The organism is Psychrobacter sp. ANT_WB68 (assembly GCF_008369115.1).
Lineage (GTDB): Bacteria > Pseudomonadota > Gammaproteobacteria > Pseudomonadales > Moraxellaceae > Psychrobacter.
This window is the reverse complement of record NZ_VOAZ01000001.1, coordinates 578,134-595,368: the sequence shown is the minus strand read 5'-3', so window position 1 is coordinate 595,368 and position 17,235 is coordinate 578,134. Positions and strand designations below refer to the sequence as shown.

14 protein-coding genes are annotated in these 17,235 nt (G+C 43.5%); 12 read left to right on the top strand and 2 right to left on the bottom strand.

Features of this window, described 5'->3' with window-relative positions:
- Window positions 1–64: 64 nt before the first annotated feature.
- On the top strand, window positions 65–817 hold the full coding sequence (locus FQ084_RS02550) for a TIGR00266 family protein (RefSeq protein ID WP_149489057.1): 753 nt from the start codon (window positions 65–67) through the stop codon (window positions 815–817).
- 34 nt (window positions 818–851) lie between these two features.
- Window positions 852–1,460 (top strand): TerD family protein, encoded by a 609-nt coding sequence (locus FQ084_RS02545; protein ID WP_149489056.1) that lies wholly within the window; start codon window positions 852–854, stop codon window positions 1,458–1,460.
- A 127-nt stretch (window positions 1,461–1,587) separates the two neighbouring features.
- Here FQ084_RS02545 and FQ084_RS02540 read toward each other — a convergent pair whose 3' ends face one another.
- Window positions 1,588–2,844: a TerD family protein gene (locus FQ084_RS02540; protein ID WP_149489055.1), complete on the bottom strand. Its 1,257-nt coding sequence runs from the start codon at window positions 2,842–2,844 to the stop codon at window positions 1,588–1,590.
- A gap of 353 nt (window positions 2,845–3,197) precedes the next feature.
- On the opposite strand from FQ084_RS02540, the gene FQ084_RS02535 reads away from it, so the two are divergent.
- The 10 genes from FQ084_RS02535 to FQ084_RS02490 all read left to right on the top strand — a co-directional run bounded on the left by FQ084_RS02535 (window position 3,198) and on the right by FQ084_RS02490 (window position 16,149).
- A complete protein-coding gene (locus FQ084_RS02535) occupies window positions 3,198–4,361 on the top strand; it encodes an ATP-grasp domain-containing protein (RefSeq protein WP_149489054.1) in 1,164 nt (387 codons plus the stop codon).
- 135 nt (window positions 4,362–4,496) lie between these two features.
- Complete coding sequence (locus tag FQ084_RS02530; RefSeq protein WP_149489053.1) at window positions 4,497–5,789, top strand: phosphoribosyltransferase domain-containing protein; 1,293 nt, start codon at window positions 4,497–4,499, stop codon at window positions 5,787–5,789.
- Window positions 5,790–6,284: 495 nt separating this feature from the next.
- Window positions 6,285–7,928, top strand: a complete 1,644-nt coding sequence (locus FQ084_RS02525) for an ABC transporter substrate-binding protein (protein ID WP_149489052.1) — start codon at window positions 6,285–6,287, stop codon at window positions 7,926–7,928.
- A gap of 212 nt (window positions 7,929–8,140) precedes the next feature.
- Window positions 8,141–9,157, top strand: a complete 1,017-nt coding sequence (locus FQ084_RS02520; protein ID WP_149489051.1) for an ABC transporter permease — start codon at window positions 8,141–8,143, stop codon at window positions 9,155–9,157.
- A gap of 270 nt (window positions 9,158–9,427) precedes the next feature.
- Window positions 9,428–10,342: an ABC transporter permease gene (locus FQ084_RS02515; RefSeq protein WP_149489050.1), complete on the top strand. Its 915-nt coding sequence runs from the start codon at window positions 9,428–9,430 to the stop codon at window positions 10,340–10,342.
- Window positions 10,342–11,418, top strand: a complete 1,077-nt coding sequence (locus FQ084_RS02510; RefSeq protein ID WP_149489049.1) for an ABC transporter ATP-binding protein — start codon at window positions 10,342–10,344, stop codon at window positions 11,416–11,418. The genes FQ084_RS02515 and FQ084_RS02510 overlap by 1 nt, the downstream gene beginning before the upstream one ends.
- Window positions 11,415–12,386 carry a peptide ABC transporter ATP-binding protein gene (locus FQ084_RS02505; protein ID WP_149489048.1) on the top strand — a complete coding sequence of 324 codons (972 nt, stop codon included), beginning with the start codon at window positions 11,415–11,417 and terminating at the stop codon, window positions 12,384–12,386. The genes FQ084_RS02510 and FQ084_RS02505 overlap by 4 nt, the downstream gene beginning before the upstream one ends.
- Before the next feature lie 458 nt (window positions 12,387–12,844).
- A complete protein-coding gene (locus tag FQ084_RS02500; protein ID WP_149489047.1) occupies window positions 12,845–13,666 on the top strand; it encodes an HAD hydrolase family protein in 822 nt (273 codons plus the stop codon).
- Window positions 13,667–13,817: 151 nt separating this feature from the next.
- Window positions 13,818–14,990, top strand: coding sequence for a cysteine protease StiP domain-containing protein (locus tag FQ084_RS02495; RefSeq protein ID WP_149489046.1), 1,173 nt, complete (start codon window positions 13,818–13,820; stop codon window positions 14,988–14,990).
- A 94-nt stretch (window positions 14,991–15,084) separates the two neighbouring features.
- The gene (locus FQ084_RS02490; RefSeq protein WP_149489045.1) at window positions 15,085–16,149 is read left to right on the top strand and encodes an HpcH/HpaI aldolase/citrate lyase family protein; all 1,065 of its coding nucleotides are present in this window, start codon (window positions 15,085–15,087) and stop codon (window positions 16,147–16,149) included.
- Between the two features lie 184 nt (window positions 16,150–16,333).
- On the opposite strand, the gene FQ084_RS02485 is transcribed toward FQ084_RS02490, so the two are convergent.
- The gene (locus tag FQ084_RS02485; protein WP_149489044.1) at window positions 16,334–17,146 is read right to left on the bottom strand and encodes an alpha/beta fold hydrolase; all 813 of its coding nucleotides are present in this window, start codon (window positions 17,144–17,146) and stop codon (window positions 16,334–16,336) included.
- Window positions 17,147–17,235 lie beyond the last annotated feature (89 nt).

Genomic DNA, 17,235 nt, shown 5'->3' with positions numbered 1-17,235 from the left:
ATTATTTAAAAAAATAAAAACTTAACACCTCAATTCAAGCAATTAGAATAAGGATTTGTACCCTATGGCCGCAACCTTTAGCTTAATCGGCACTATCGAACCTTTTTTGCATTGCAACCTAAAAAAAGGCGATTCAATCTATTGCGAAGCCAATGCTATGGTGATGATGGAATCGAACCTTGAGCTTAAAGGTAAGCTGCAAGGTGGTTTGATGCAGTCACTGATGCGCCGTTTTGCTAATGATGAGTCCTTATTTCAACAGCAAATTGAGGCCGTCAATGGTGAGGGTGATTGTCTGCTAGCCCCTACACTAGATGGTGATATGCAAATACTTGATGTCGGCGCGCAGCAATATACGCTTAGTGACGGTGCATTTGTCGCGGCACAAACGGGTGTCGATATCAAAGCTAAAATTCAGCGTAACTTAGGCGGCGCTATCTTTGGCGACACAGGGGGCTTTATGGTGATGCAAACCCAAGGTCAAGGTCAGGTAGTGGTATCAGGCTTTGGCTCATTGTTTGAGATTGATGTCGAACCTGGCAAAGATGTCATCATTGATAACGGTCATGTGGTCTGCTGGGATTCGCGTTTGGAATACAAGCTATCGGTCGCCACCAGTAAGAAAAAAGGTTTTATGGGCAATATCATCAATTCGGTCACTAGCGGCGAAGGGATGGTTTTAAATTTCTCAGGAACTGGCAAAGTCATTATCTGCTCGCGCAATCGTGACAGCTATCAAGGCTGGCTACAAAGTATCTTAGGTACCAGCTCAGGCGGTCGCGGCGGCAATAGCGGATTACTTGGCAATATTTTATAGCACTTTTTTAAATTACTATTATAAGGATTTTACCATGGCAGTTAGTTTACAAAAGGGTCAAAAAATCTCCCTCAGCAAAGAAGCTGGCGGTGAGCTTACTCAAGTAAAGCTGGGTTTAGGTTGGGATGTTTTCCAAGGCCAACAAGAGAAAAAAGGCGGATTTTTAGGCAAGTTATTTGGCGGCGGCAGCGGCGGCGACTCGATCGATTTAGATGCCTCATGCATTATGTTTGATGCCAACAAACAAGCCGTCGATGCGATTTGGTTCAGCCAGCTAAAATCAAAAGATGGTAGTATCGTGCATACTGGTGATAACCGCACTGGTGATGGAGACGGCGACGACGAAGTCATCAATGTCGATCTCTCGAGAGTTCCAGCGAATGTAGTATCCCTGGTATTTACCGTAAATAGCTTTACTGGCCAGACGTTTGAAACCGTTGAAAACGCATTCTGTCGTATCGTTAATGCCAACAATAACACTGAAGTGGCGCGCTATAACTTATCGTCACAAGGTACTCATACGGCGATGATTATGGCAAAGGTCTATCGCCATAATAATGAGTGGAAAATGCACGCCATTGGCGAAACCGCTTCTGGTCGTACTTTTCATGACTTAATGCCGGCTATCACACCGCATGCTTAATAGCGGTAGGTAGAGCTTTTGAGATGATGTATTGTTTTATGCTGTATAAATACTATGCATAAAAATCAGCCCATCTATGATAGATGGGCTGATTTTTTATCTTGATTCAAGCATATAAATAGAGTCTTTATTTACTGCCACGTTTCCAACTAAAGCCCCAATTAAAGGCTTTATCCATCTCTTGATGGCCTTTAAAGTATTGGTTAATACGTTCAACATTGATACTGCCTTGTTGATTGACCAGACGCGCAATAGCGCACATCGGTAAGTTACCTGTCCCTTCTGTCAAGCGGGTTTCAATCGGTGGTTGGTCTGGTACATGAATGGTCACCACCCCATCTGTTTGCGCCCAATTTGGTGCACCTTCATAGATAAAAGCAAAGATAAAGACTTCCTCAATCTGCGACCAGTGTTGCCCATTAATATCGAGCCATTCACCGCCGCTGACTTGTCCGGTTCTATCATCGGCACGTAATAACACGTAAGGCGCTGACTGCAAGCTACCAAAGCGATTCCCCAAAGCTTGAATAAGGGTCTTTTCACCATTTTTTAGATGAATCATCGCCCCAACATCAAGATCTATTCCAGAAGCTTTATGCTGCTTAAATAGGTCGCCTAGCAAGCCTTTTTTGGGTGCTTGTTTGCTCACATCTGGACGTTGGTTCCAATCTAGGTTGACAGAGATTTTACCAAAATCATCGCGCTTAGTTAGGTTGATGCTAGATTGGTTTTTGGTTAAGGTGATTTTACTTAGGTTGATTGAAGGGCTTGAAGAAATGGGCGGTGGCGTACTGGTTTGAGGGGTACTACCTGATTTTTGGGTATTGATTGGCTTTTGCGTATTGATAGATTGAGATTGGCTTTGAGCAGGCGCATCATCGGCAATTTCAACACCGAAATGCTCAGACAAAGGTTTAAGACCGCCTTCAAAACCTTGCGCAATAAAGCGGAACTTCCAACTGCCCTGACGACGATAGCATTCTGCTAAGATAATGGCTTTTTCATTACGTCCAGCAGCGCTTAATTGGCAAGTCATCAGTACTTGGCTGCCTTGTAAAACCTGAATATCTACATCGCCGACTTGAGCCAACGTGTGCGCGCTAGAAAATGCGAGGGCAATCTTCTCAATACTCACAGGTTGCGCAGGTAAATTGATATCAAAAAACCCATCGCTATCATGACCACGGAAGCTAACGCTACTATCATCGCTACGCGTTTGACCATAAAATATCATGTCACCATCACCACGTACTTTACCTTCAGCTGTCAGGCGATAAGCCGCGCAATCAATGGCGCTTTGGCTTAAAATACGAATGCTAATATTATCCGTTGGCAGCGGCGCATTGGCACCAGCAATCAGTTTTTGAGGTTGAACTTGGCTCATCATTTATCCTTTGCGTTATTTATTATTTGCTAGTATGTGCGATGTTAACTATCGCTATATAGTAGCATGGATAACGGCTGATTTTTAAAGCGCACGGCCGTTCAACAAAGTGTTAACAACCCTGCAAAAATATTTTTACAAATACTTAATGCTATTTTGTCAGCCGCATTTATAACGCTTAGCATTTGTATATAATAAACCCTATTTTAACCGATACTGTATCGCGCCTTACGTTATTGCTATGCTCACTGCTTTCTGAATATCACTTATCACTTAATCGTTTTGTGCAGTCGATATCAATGCTGATACCAAGTTATTTAACTCTATAAATTTATGCTAACGCTGAGAGAATTATGAAAACCCCTGCTAACGATAGTCATCATACAATGTCACCTGCCGCTTGGTTAGCTGAAGGTCAGTCAAGCCAGCGTGATATGTTAGCCAGCTTGCAAACACTAAAAGCCCAATCTGACATACCATTTAGCATTATCGCTTCACACCGCCATAATAGACCTGAGATTTTTGAATTTGCCGATTTTGTTTACCGCGAGCCATCTGCAAGCGCCGCAGATAGCGATGAGCAAGCAATGTTCGCACCTATTGAGCCCTTGATGCCGCGTTGGGAGTTTGTTTTAGAACAAGCCAAAAATAACAACGTTAAAGTATTACTTACTGGACGCAATGGTATTGATTATGAAGCTCATCGCGAAAAATTTGCGTCAGCAGGTATCCGTTTATTAACAGGGGCAACGAGCGTAGCGGCGTTAGAAGCAATAGATGACAAGTTTGCCTTTATGCAGCAATGTCATCAGCACGATATTCCAGTGGCAGAGGCTTGGCGCTTTAATAATGTCACAGAGCTTGATGCATTACTTGCCAAGCACGGTCATCAGCCCTTATGTGTTAAACCAGTGACTGGTATTTTTGCGCAAGGGTTTTGGCGGCTAGATTTAGCCAAAAACAATGGTGAGCAGTACGATAGCTTTGAGCATTTATACTTTACTGAAGAGAAAAAAATTAATACAGCGCAGTTTATAAATGCCTATGCAAACAGTCTAATGGTGCATGAGCGCCCTATTCCCATGTTACTAATGCCTTATTTATCAGGGCAAGAATATTCTATCGATGTCGTCTGTGAATACGGCGAAGTGCTGGCTGCTATAACGCGTTATAAAACGGGTAAAATTCAGCATATTGGCTACGAAAAGTCGGTCATGGATGTCGTTATTCCACTAATTAAAGCCTTTGGCTGCGATGGTATCGTCAGTGTACAAACCAAAGCCGATGATGACGGTCAGCACCGTGTGCTTGAGATTAATAGCCGCCCCTCTGGTGGCATCGGTTACACCATCCATAGCGGCGTCGATTTAACCCAAATTGGTTTTGCCTACTGGTTAGGCTTAACCGATAAACCTAAACTCACTGATATCGCTCAACGAATAATACCCTGCCAAGTACGCTCAATTATGATGAGTGTCAAAATTAAAGAAGATACTGAGGAAGGTATTCTAGAATAGGATAAGCAATAAAAGTAAGTATTGTTTGATATGCAAGACATATCAAAGCGTTATAACTGGTGAACTGTTAGAGCTCATTTTTAGGATTAATAAGTCGCGCCGAATCTACAGAATAGAAAGTCCAAAGGAATATGAATGTTAAATAAGCAACACAGCACGACCATTACCCTGCCACGTGGCACACTTGATCTAATCTATCAAACCAATGTGGCTACAGACAACAATAACGTAGAAAAATATGACAGCTATCAACTAGAAGACTTGCTCGATTTCGCGCAGCGTATCAACCCAAAACGCGCGTTTTTGTTTGTGTCGAAAGTCTTAGGTCGTCATATTCCAGTAGCACCAAGCATCATGCGTGATTCCTTTACTGACTTGGCAAACTTAGTACCTGATGATTTGTCTGAGCCAATTTTGGTCATTGGAATGGCAGAGACGGCAGTTGGCTTATCTGCAGGCGTGCACCAAGCATTACAAACACGCTATCCGCAGGCACTATTATTGAACTCTACCCGTCACGCCCAGCACAATGATGCTAAGGGTAACTCCCATACTTTATTAACCACTTTTAGTGAAGACCACAGTCATGCCAGTCAGCATTTAATTTATCAGAGTGCCGATAAAGTAACCCAAGCGCAGCTGCTAGCGAGCAAGACCCTAATTATGGTCGATGATGAAGCATCAACGGGCAATACTTGCGTCAATGTCGTCACCGCATTGCGTGAAGCAGGACTGACCCAACTAGAGCAAGTGCATCTCACAACCTTGGTTGATTGGTCTTTAAATCAGAATCAAGCCGACGCTAACACTGATGATACGATTGCTACCCGCTTACCAAATATTGATTTTTACCGTCACCATTTGCTGTCTGGTGCTTGGCGTTGGACGGATGCGCCCAATCCTGAGCCTATCATTATGCCATCGGTTGATACGACCGAGGCTGGTAGTCAAGCATTGGGTCATACCGGTAATTGGGGACGTTTCCCCACGTTAAATAGTACGGATGGCTTTGATGATTATTTAGCGAGCTTTAAAAAAACACTGACCATCTTTAATCAGCAAAGCCAGCTTGATCACGCACAATTGCCAACAAGAATTCTGGTATTGGGCAGTAATGAATTTGTATGGTTGCCATTTTTATTGGCGGAATGGCTTGAGCAAAACAGCAATGTCGATAATGCCGATACCGTTATTAATCATCGCACGATTAAGTTTAGTGCATTAACCCGCTCACCGATTGCGCTTGGTGGCGGTATTAGCGCGATGTTAAGCTTTAATGATAATTACGGGCTTGGTATGACCAACTTTGTTTATAACGTTGACCCTCATCAATGGGATTTGATTGTATTGTGCGTGGAAACGTCCGCTGATAGTGTTGATCCACTGTGGCACGGTCTAGATAATGTGTTAATAGTGAGTCCCACATAACCCTTTATTTAACACAAACATAAACATGAATACGAATAGTTACGGCTAATGGATTCATAGCCGTAATAAAAACGTGGTTAGATTGCTTGATATTCTTTCTAAAATAAAGTTTACTTGTATAGAACTTTGATTTTAAGGCAATTAATTCCAGAATCCATAATAAAAAAGATGTCTATAGCATAAAAAAATTCATATTTACGTTGTAGACATCTTGCTTAACCTTATATTTACATATATATTCGGTCTATTAATTTGCTTATTCAGTTCCCAACCGCTCAATTATTAGAAGATTAAAAACTTGAAAGGAACGTTCTCAAGTTACCTTTAAATCTAACACTCTAAATAATTTGTGATGACCTGAAATAATTTAAATTGGTAAATACTTTAAAAGGAATTAAAGGTTTATCGATTAGAGTTCGATATCAACGGTGTCTATCGTCGTTGTCGTACTATTCATCGATAACTATCTGACGGTTTATACAGGATGTAATCATAATGCAAATTCCATTTTTCAAGCTCACCTTATTAGCAGCCTTAACCTTAGGCGTCAGCGCCTGTAGTGGCGACAATAAAACCGCCGACAAAACTGCAGATGCCGGTAGCGATGCCAAAGCCGCGAAGACCTTAATTTATTGCTCAGAAGGTAGCCCAGCTGGTTTTGACCCTGCACAATATACAGCCGGCACTGACTTTGATGCCAGTGCTTATCCTATTTTTAACGGCATCGTACAGTTCAAACGTGGCGAAACCGAAATTGAGCCAGGCTTAGCAGAAAGCTGGGAAATCAGCGAAGACGGCAAGACTTATACCCTCAATTTACGTAAAGGTGTGAAATTCGGCAAGACCGATTACTTCACCCCAACGCGTGACTTCAACGCTGATGACATTATCTTTACTATCGAACGTCTGACCGATACAGGCTTTGCGTTTAATAAAGACTATCCGGCTGAATTCCCGTACTCAGTAGACATGGGCTTACCTGATATTATCGACAAGGTAGAAAAAGTTGATGATTATACGGTTAAAATCACTCTAGCCGAGACTAATGCCCCCTTCCTACAAAATCTAGCGATGCCATTTGCCTATGTGCATTCTGCAGAGTATGCCAAGCAATTACAAGATGCTGGTAAAGCCGCTGACCTAAATACCAAGCCTGTAGGTACCGGACCATTCATCTTTAACTCGTATCAAAAAGATGCGCAGATTCGTTATAGCAAAAACCCTGACTACTGGAATAAAGACGATATTCATATCGATAACCTCGTCTTTGTCATCACTAAAGACTCTGCGGTTCGCGCACAGAAAATACAAGCTGGCGAATGTAATGTCTCAGCTTATGCCAACCCATCTGAGGTGGATTCTGCCAAAAAATCTGGCAAAGCAAATGTTCTAGATGAGGCTGGCTTCAACGTCGGTTACTTAGGCTATAACACGGAAAAACCAGAGCTTAAAGATGTGAATGTTCGCCGAGCTCTTGATATGGCGATTAATAAAGACGCTATCATCAATGCGGTGTATCAAGGTGCTGGTATCAAAGCAACCAACCCAATGCCACCAACGCAGTGGGGCTATAATGATGAAATTAAAGACGCGCCTTACGATATCGAAAAAGCCAAAGCCTTATTGGCTGAAGCGGGGGCTAAAGATTTAGAAATCGACTTATGGTATATGCCCGTTCAACGCCCTTATAACCCCAATGCCAAGCTCATGGCAGAAATGATTCAATCGGATTGGGCTAAAGTTGGGGTTAAAGCCAAGCTTGTGACCTATGAGTGGGGCGAGTATCTAAAGCGTGCCGCTAAAGGCGAGCCTGAAGCTATCCTAGCTGGTTGGACTGGCGATAATGGCGATCCTGATAACTGGTTAGGCGTTCTATTATCTTGTGATGCGGTCGGTGGCAACAACTACTCTCGCTGGTGTAATAAAGACTTTGATAAGTTGGTGATGGATGCACGTACGAATACCAACCAAGATGAGCGTATTGCCAATTACAAGCAAGCTCAGGTTATCTTTAAGGACCAATTACCTTGGACGACAGTTGCTAACTCAGTCGTGACGGTATTAACCACGCCTAATGTAAAAGACTACAAAATTAGCCCACTCGGCTCCATTCGCTTTGATGGCGTTGATATTGAATAAAGCTATTAAATAGCCTTAGCTAATACTAGTGCTGCATGAGGCATTGGTATTAGCTTCAATACCAGTACCTAACAAACCCTAGTGACGCCTTTTACTTGATAGTCATTGCTTTATATACGTTTGCGGCTGGTTCAGAGATTCTGTTCCAGCCCTCTTTGTCTGAGCTTAAGCTATATCTGGTAAAAGCCACTTTTATAAAATCGAGCCGAGCTATGCTACTTTACATTCTACGCCGGATTTTAATCTTAGTTCCTGTCTATATCGGCTTAACCCTATCGACTTTCATTCTCATTCGTCTCGTACCTGGTGATGCGGTTGAGATTATGATGGGAGAACGTATGGTTGATCCTGAACTACATGCACAGGCTTTAGCCCGCCTTGGTCTAGATAAACCCTTACCCGTACAATATTGGGATTATCTTACTGGGATACTACAGGGTAACTTTGGTGAATCTTTTCGTACTCGCACACCGATATTGCAGGACTTTTTTGCGCATTTTGTACCGACATTAGAGTTGGCGCTTTGTGCGATTACGATAGCAAGTGTGGTTGGTATCAGCCTAGGTATTTTTGCTGCATTGCGTCGAGGCACATGGATCGACTACACGTTAATGTCTGGCGCACTTGCCGGCTACTCTATGCCTATCTACTTACTTGGTCCTATTTTAACGGGTATCTTTGCTCATTATTTAGGTCTACTACCTGTCTCTGGTGTCATCTCTGTCGCACAGTTCCTAGACGTCAAACCTTTATATGGTTCTTGGCTCTTAGGCTCTTTAAGCTCTGGTGAGCCCGGCGCCTTTTGGAACGTTGTTAAACATTTCATTTTACCTTCGGTTGCTCTATCTACCATTCCTCTAGCTATGATTGCCCGTATGACGCGCTCGGCGATGCTTGAGGTGTTAGACGAAGATTATGTGCGTACCGCAAGAGCCAAAGGCTTGTCACCGAAACGTGTGATTTTAATTCACGTGATGCGTAATGCGCTCATTACTGTGGTGACCGTAGTGGGATTGCAGATGGCGACGTTACTGGCTGGTGCCATTATTACCGAGACTATCTTTAGTTGGCCGGGCGTTGGCAACTGGTTGTTAGATGGCTTCTTTACCCGTGATTATCCCATTGTACAAAATGGTATTTTATTGGTCGCCACCGCACTGATTTTAGTGAGCTTAATGATCGATATTTTATATGGATTTATAAATCCTAGAATTCGCCATTCTTCATAGTCTATTGTTAGAGTGAAGCCCACTTGATACATTTTTGACGCATTTCTAATAAATCGTGACTGTATCTGCAATAGCTATTGATAGTTTTTAATAATTACCCATAGTGCCCATGATGACCTTGTATCCCTCAGTTTGTATTACTCAGCTTGCCTAAGACAAGCATGCTATAAGTTAGCTCAAGCAATAAGCAATTTAAATGAGCAACTTAGCCCAATAAAGTAAGCAAGCCAGTGGAGTAAAACAAGGTCTGATTCACTAAAGGAATATCCAATGAAGCCTTCTGTAATTCCTTCCGACGTTGCGCAGGTCGCACCCAAACCACCAACGTCTTGGCAGCTGTTTTTATACACCTTTTGCCGAAATAAAGGCGCCGTACTGGGTTTTATCGTTTTAATGCTGATGGTCGTCGTTGCAATCTTAGCCCCTGCTATTGCGCCTTATGACCCTTATGAATTATTTACTGGCAAAGAGCAGCTACCACCATCCTTCTTTAGTGGCGGTGATTCGATGTTCTTTTTGGGCACCGATGATGCGGGTCGTGATACCCTCTCGCGCGTCATGCACGGCGCACGTTATTCATTATTTATCGGAATAAGTGCCACCTCGATAGCGATGATTGTAGGCGTATCGTTAGGACTAAGTGCTGCCTTTTGGCCAAAGGTTTGGGGCAAAGCGGTCATGCTAGTGAATGATATCTTGATGTCTTATCCTAGTCTGCTGCTTGCCATCATCATTGCCGCTATCTTAGGGCCTTCGATGACCAATACCATTATCACGATTGCATTGGTATGTACGCCACCTTTTATTAGGTTGACCCGCGCGACGGCAATGGTTGAGCTGCAACGTGAGTATTTTATTGCCTCACAAGTCATGGGTGCAGGCGTCTTAAGATTGTTGTTCATCACCATACTACCCAACTGTATGGCACCATTAATCGTCCAAGCGACCATGATTTTCTCTACTGCTATTTTGGAAGCTGGCGCGATTGGTTTCTTAGGCTTCGGTGTTCAACCACCTGATGCTGAGTGGGGTGCGATGCTAGGTACTGCGCGTCAATATATCCAGAGCAATGTGTGGTTAGCGATTTGGCCGGGTGTGGCGATTTTCTTGGCCGCATTGTCCATCAATCTAACGGGTGATGGTCTGCGCGATGCCTTAGATCCAAAATTGAAGCAGGTGTCTTAATGAACGATTCTCAAGTAAATAGCTTTGACGTGAATAAACCAGTAGTGAATAACCTTGCCACCGATAATCCATTACTCCTCGATATTGAGCATCTATCCGTTACTTTTGGTGAGGGAGCACGCGCATTTCGTGCGGTCGATGATGTTTCTTTAAAAATAAAACAAGGAGAGGTTGTCGCGGTTGTCGGTGAATCTGGATCTGGTAAATCGGTCACTATGATGGCGCTAATGGGTCTTCTGCCATCTTCTGCCACTGTCGTTGCCGATCGTCTCAACTTTGATGGCAAAGAACTCTTAACTATGCCAGCAAAACAAAAGCGCAAGATCATCGGCAAAGATATTTCGATGATCTTTCAAAACGCCATGTCATGCTTGAATCCAAGCTTCACGGTCGAGATGCAAATGGGCGAAGTATTAACCACTCATCTTGGCTTGCGCGGCGCAGCAGTAAGACAGCGTCTTTTAGAATTATTAGAGCTGGTTGAAATGCCAGATGCTAAGAACCGTCTACGGGTCTATCCGCATCAACTCTCAGGCGGTATGAGTCAGCGAGTGATGATTGCAATGGCGCTAGCTTGCGAGCCGAAACTACTTATCGCTGATGAGCCGACAACCGCTCTCGACGTGACGGTTCAGGCTCAAATCATGGATTTGCTCGGTCGCCTGCAGCGAGAAAAGCAAATGGCAATGGTGCTTATCACTCATGACTTGGGCTTAGTGGCGCAAAACTCTCGCGATGTCGCCGTTATGTATGCCGGTCAAGTGGTCGAGACTAGTACAGTACCAGAAATATTTCAAAAACCTGCTCATCCTTATACCGAGGCTCTACTCCAAGCGATTCCTGAACTTGCGGTTGGACAAGACAGATTAAACAGCTTGCCAGGTGTAGTGCCTAGTCAATATGACCGTCCGACAGGTTGCTTGCTATCCCCGCGCTGCCCCTATAAAGAACCCGCTTGCGAGGTACCGCCACCCATTTTAAAAACCCCAAATGGCGAAGTCCGCTGTATCCACTCTACCCTTCCTGAACATCCTACTCGGACTGCTCAGACCGCTACGTTGGAGTCTGCAACATGAGTAATAAAATTGTTTTAAAGGCAGATAACCTACAGAAACACTATCAAGTGTCTCTAGGCTTAGGAAAAGGTAAAGCGTTCGTCAAAGCATTAAATGGCATCTCATTTGAGCTAGAAGCCGGTAAAACTCTCGCGGTCGTTGGTGAGTCAGGGTGTGGCAAGTCTACTTTAGCACGCCAGCTGACTTTGATAGAGCAGCCGACCAGTGGCGAACTGTTTATTAATAATGAGGCAACTACAAGCTATAACAGAAGCTCGCTTAAAAACTTACGTACTGAGATTCAGATGGTGTTCCAAAATCCCTATGGTAGTCTCAATCCACGCCATACCATTGGTTTTCAGTTGACCGAACCTTTAGACATTCATACGACGCTGAGTAAAGAAGAAAAACGCACCAAAGTCCATGCAATGATGAAAAACGTCGGTCTACGTCCTGAGCATACAGGGCGCTATCCGCATATGTTTTCTGGCGGTCAGCGCCAACGTATCGCCCTCGCCCGTGCTATGATGCTTAACCCTAAGATTGTCGTCGCCGATGAACCAACATCCGCCCTTGACGTCTCTATTCAAGCGCAAGTACTGAATTTATTTATGGACTTGCAAGATGAATATCATACCGCCTATGTTTTTATCTCGCATAACCTTTCTGTGGTACGCCATGTAGCAGATGATGTGATGGTGATGTATTTAGGCAAGGCCGTTGAGCACGGTGCTAAAGACGCTATCTATAATGATCCAAAGCATCCTTATACCATCGCTTTACTCTCGGCAGCGCCCTCGGTAACGGGGCATAAAAAAGAGCTGACCCTACACGGTGAATTACCCAGTCCGCTGAATCCCCCGAGTGGCTGCGCACTACATAAACGCTGTCCCTATGCTAAGCCAATATGTCGCGAAATTGAACCTGAGCTGCGCGAATGGGAAGGACGATTGGTCTCTTGTTTAAGACTAGAAGAGATATATGGATAGCATGCTCAAATATATTTTTCTTCTTCAAGATAATAGTTTAAACATAGGACGGTGATTGTTGCTGAGTCTATAATGAATCTCCTTACTAGCCACGGAACGTCCTATTATCTGGGTAATTACGCCTTTATAAACTCAGAAACTTACTCACTGAATTTTCTGAGTTTATAAAATTTATAGCTATAATCACCTCTAACCCATTTTTATAACGCAGCATTTCATCTTCTGGTCATTCAAATTCATCTGCCCAACCCCAAACTGGTTACATCCAATCCTCTTGCATTAATTTTGCGCTTTTATTACCGATTTATTCTGACCTTTTTTATGATTATCGTTATACTGTCTGCATTTGGCTAAGGCTTGCTAGATGGTTTATTGGCAATGCTAAAAATCAGCGCTTTATATCCATATTTAAGCTGTATCTCAACAGCCTTACCATTATTCTATTTTTGGAAAACCTAATGACCTCCCCATTTTTCCAACCTAGTTCAAACATTATCAAACCTTATACGCTAATGGATTTGGACGATACGCTCTTTCAGACCCAACGTAAAATTGATGCATGGGATTTGCCAACGGCTGAACCTAAAAACTTAGTTTGCGCCACGGTAAATAAACAAGGTGAGCCGTTAAGCTTTATGAGTCAGCGTCAAGCAGCTTTCTTTAATTGGTTACTGGCCAGCACTGAACTGATAGTCGTTACAGCACGGGATCGTCAGGAAATTAAACGCGTTAAGCTGCCTTTTGACAGTTGGCAAGTCTTAACTCATGGTGCGATTATTCTTGATAAAGACGATGCGCTACAAGCACAGTGGCAACAGCGTATGCATAGTAAGCTTGCACCATTGCAAGATAAACTACAGCAGTTAAGCCAATTATTTGCCAATTATAGTAAAAATGACAGCAGCCATCTGGTATTTACACCGCATATCGATAGCTTTAATGATGGTACTGCGAATGAACAGCTAACCATTTATCTGGCTATCAAGCATGCGCAAAAAAACCATCAAGCGTTAGTAGAGCTAGCTAAAAAATTGCCAACGTTAATACGTGGTTTTGAAGAAGATTTTTATGTGCATGTGAATGCAAATAATCTGGCGATATTGCCGCACGCAGTTCATAAGCATCATGCAGTGCAGTTTTTATTAGACCATCATTTAGACATTCAGCGACCAAGCTTCGGTTTTGGTGACAGTCTGGCAGATTTACCGTTTCTGCAACTGCTTGACTGGTACGGTATGCCCAATCATGGTCAGTTGCACGATAGCTTTAGCTCTCAGTGATTCTGAACGTTCAATAACTTTTACTAACTTTTACTAACTTTTACTAACTTTTAATCTTCAATTATTCTCAGCGTTTAATCGCTTTTAAATCTAAATAACTATAATAATAACCACTATTTATAGAAGTAGAAAACATCTTATGACCAATCATATGACGAACCCTAATATTCAAAAACTGGAGACATATGGCTCAGGCAGCTATCTTGCCAGCGATGTGACCGTACTACTCGATATCGTCGATAAAGCGTCAGTTGCCGATGTACCGGTTAGCCAAAAAGAAGCGCTGATTCAAAGCGGTCAGCGTCATTATTCAGACATGTTGACGTTAGAGCAAGCACCAACTGCCATACACGAGCAATTGTATCAGCAAGCATTAGAGCAAGGAACAACCAGAACCGCGACTGATATTGCTAACTTGGCTTATAGGCTGCATCATACTTTTCAGCAAACTGCCAATGACAAGTGCCCATTAGTATTAGTCAGCTTAGTACGAGCTGGTTTACCCGTTGGCGTATTATTGCAGCGTGCTTTAACAGATAAAGATAGCAGCTATGCTGTGCCAAGCGTACATTATGGTATCAGCATCATTCGTGATCGCGGTCTTGATTCGGTTGCTTTGCAAATGATATTGGACGCTTATCCAAATAGCCCCATCATCTTCGTCGATGGCTGGACCGGTAAAGGAGCCATTTATCAAGAGTTGGCTCGCAGCTTAGAAGTCTTTAGCGATCCTAGTCATCCATATTTTGCTAATATTTTTCATCAGGGTAAGGATGTTATTCCCTTATTAACCCTTGCTGATCCCGCGGGCGTTGCTTGGCTGGCAGCGAGTGAGGAAGACTGGTTGATTCCTTCAGGTTTATTGAACAGCACCGTATCGGGACTGATATCACGCAGTTTATATACTGAGCCACAATCGGGGCTACATCGTAGTGTCTTTTACGATAACTTGGTTCAGGTAGATCATAGCTTAGCTTTTATTGATCATATTGATACTGCGCGGCGGGCATTGTCTACGCCTCCCCAATACTTGCAAACGTTTAAGCAACCTCGCTACCAGACCGCTGCTTTAATCAATACACTGGCAGCAGAGTATAATATTAGCAATCGCAACCGTATTAAGCCGACCATTGCAGAGGCGACACGGGCGATATTACGCCGCGATCCTGAGTGCATCTTGCTGGCAACCGCCGAACATCCTGATACGGTACTACTGAGGCATTTATGTGCGCAGCGCAATATTAATATCATGGTATTAGGTGCTAAAATACTCCCCTATCAAGCGATTACGTTGATCAAACAACGTGTAACAGATCGCTCATGATGCATTGCGTTAGCGCCGTTGTTTTTATCATGCGCTCTTACGCTATGAGCTTGTCTCTATAACCATTCATTTATCACTATTTACGATGCCAACTATGTCCGATATGCCCCACAACGAGTCCAACCTTTATAACAACAATCAGTCTTATGCCCACCTGATTACTGAGCGTCATGCGATGCTCAAGCCGCACACCCATCATCCATATCAGTTGGGTGCCAGCCTTTACATGCCTGCGACGCGGCAAGATATTTGGCAAGTCATTACGCGTGATAAATTACCGAAGATTAACAGTATTATTATCTGTTTAGAAGATGCGGTCAGCCATAGCGATGTTGAGCTGGCACTCGATCGCTTGCAAACGCTGCTGTATACATGGGCGACGCACGTCGATAGTATTAATGAGCCGACACAGCAAGCCGAGATACATCCTGAACAGCCAACGCGCCCGCTGGTATTTGTACGCCCGCGCCATCCTGCCATGCTAGAACAGCTATCAAATTTTGCCCATATTGATTTGGTCGATGGTTTTGTTATGCCAAAAGTTGATATGTATAGCTTATCTAATTGGCGCATGGCGTCTCAGAATTTAAGCACTGAGCATTTATTGATGCCAACGCTTGAGACGGCAGCGCTGTTTAACCCTCATCACAATCAAGAATTGGCGATTGGGTTTAAAGAAGCTTTTAGCCAGCCAGTATTTGCCCTGCGTATCGGCGGTAACGATTTATTTGCAGCGCTACGTTTGCGCCGTCCTAAAAATAGCATCGTCTATGACACCCCGATTGGTACGCTCGCCTATCAGCTGCTTGGCTGCTTTGTACCGCATGGTTTTTATCTTACCGCTCCTGTATTTGAATACTTAGAGCAGCCAACGCTGTTTATGAAAGAGCTGATGCGTGATGTAAACTTGGGACTAGTCGGCAAAACGGTCATTCACCCAAGTCAGATTGCTTTGGTACAGCAAGCGTATTGCGTGCCGTTAAGCACGTTAGATGAAGCTCAGGCGATCTTGCATAGCGAGGCAAAAGCGGTATTTAAATATAACGATACCATGCTCGAGCCTGCCACGCACCGTGCATGGGCAACAGAAATCGTCAATCGCGCTGAGGTGTTTGGCACCCTTGATGATATTAATACTGACTATACGACCCGGTTATAAACAAAGACATCAACCTTACTGCTTTAGAATATTTTTTTAAAATTGTCGCTTTAAAGTTAATTTGTTAAATAGTCTCAATAAAAAAGCCGTTATCTTAAATAGGATAACGGCTTTTAGCATGGAAAATCTATTATTTCATTAACTACTATGTCTTATTCAAGACTGCCTCCAGTCTAACTCAAAGTTAGACACAGTTCGCTAAAAAGGTATTAATCACCTTATTTACTTGCTCAGGCTCTTCTACCGTCGCCGTATGCCCAGCGCCTTTGATAACCGCAAGCTTCGAGCCTTTAATCGCAAAATGCATACGCTCCGCCTTTGCATAAGGCGTTGCCGTATCTTCATCACCAACGATAATCAGTGTTGGTGTGGTAATCTCCCCTAGCTGATCATACGTAGCCGAGCGCTCAATGACGCCTGTGGTTGCCTTAACCACTCCGCCCTTACGGTTACTTTGTAGCATCGCTAGCCACTCTCTACGGTCAGCCTTACGCGACTTATCTGTCAAAAAGCTGCTGCCAAACATAATAGGCATAACTTTTTGGCTCACACGCTTCATGCCTAGCCAGCGGATAGCGTTCATCAATTTACGATACTGCGGTACGTTTTTTGGGTCCTCAGGATCTGCTGACGTTTCAAGTAATGTCAGCGATAGCAGTAGCTCCGGACGTCTTAGCGCGATACGCTGAGCGACAAAACCACCCATGGATAACCCTAAAAAATGGCATTTATCAATATCCAGCGCTTCCAATAATGCTAGCGTGTCTTCGGTCAGCGTCTCCATATCATAGCCCGAATTGGTAATCTCAGACTGACCTTGCCCACGAAAATCAAAAGCGATACAACGACAGCCTGCCTTAAAGTATTCTACTTGTTTGTCATACATCCGCGTATTCCACAGCAGCCCATGGGCAAAGACCATCACTGGTTTTTGCTTATCATCAGGCGCGCTGTCTTCATAATAAATATCAACGTTATTCACATTTATCACTGGCATAATTACTTCCTTGTTTGTTGCTTGTTTATTGAATACTTATTTGTTTAGGGCTTATTTATCTGATGCTCATTTTTCAATGAATGAAATCC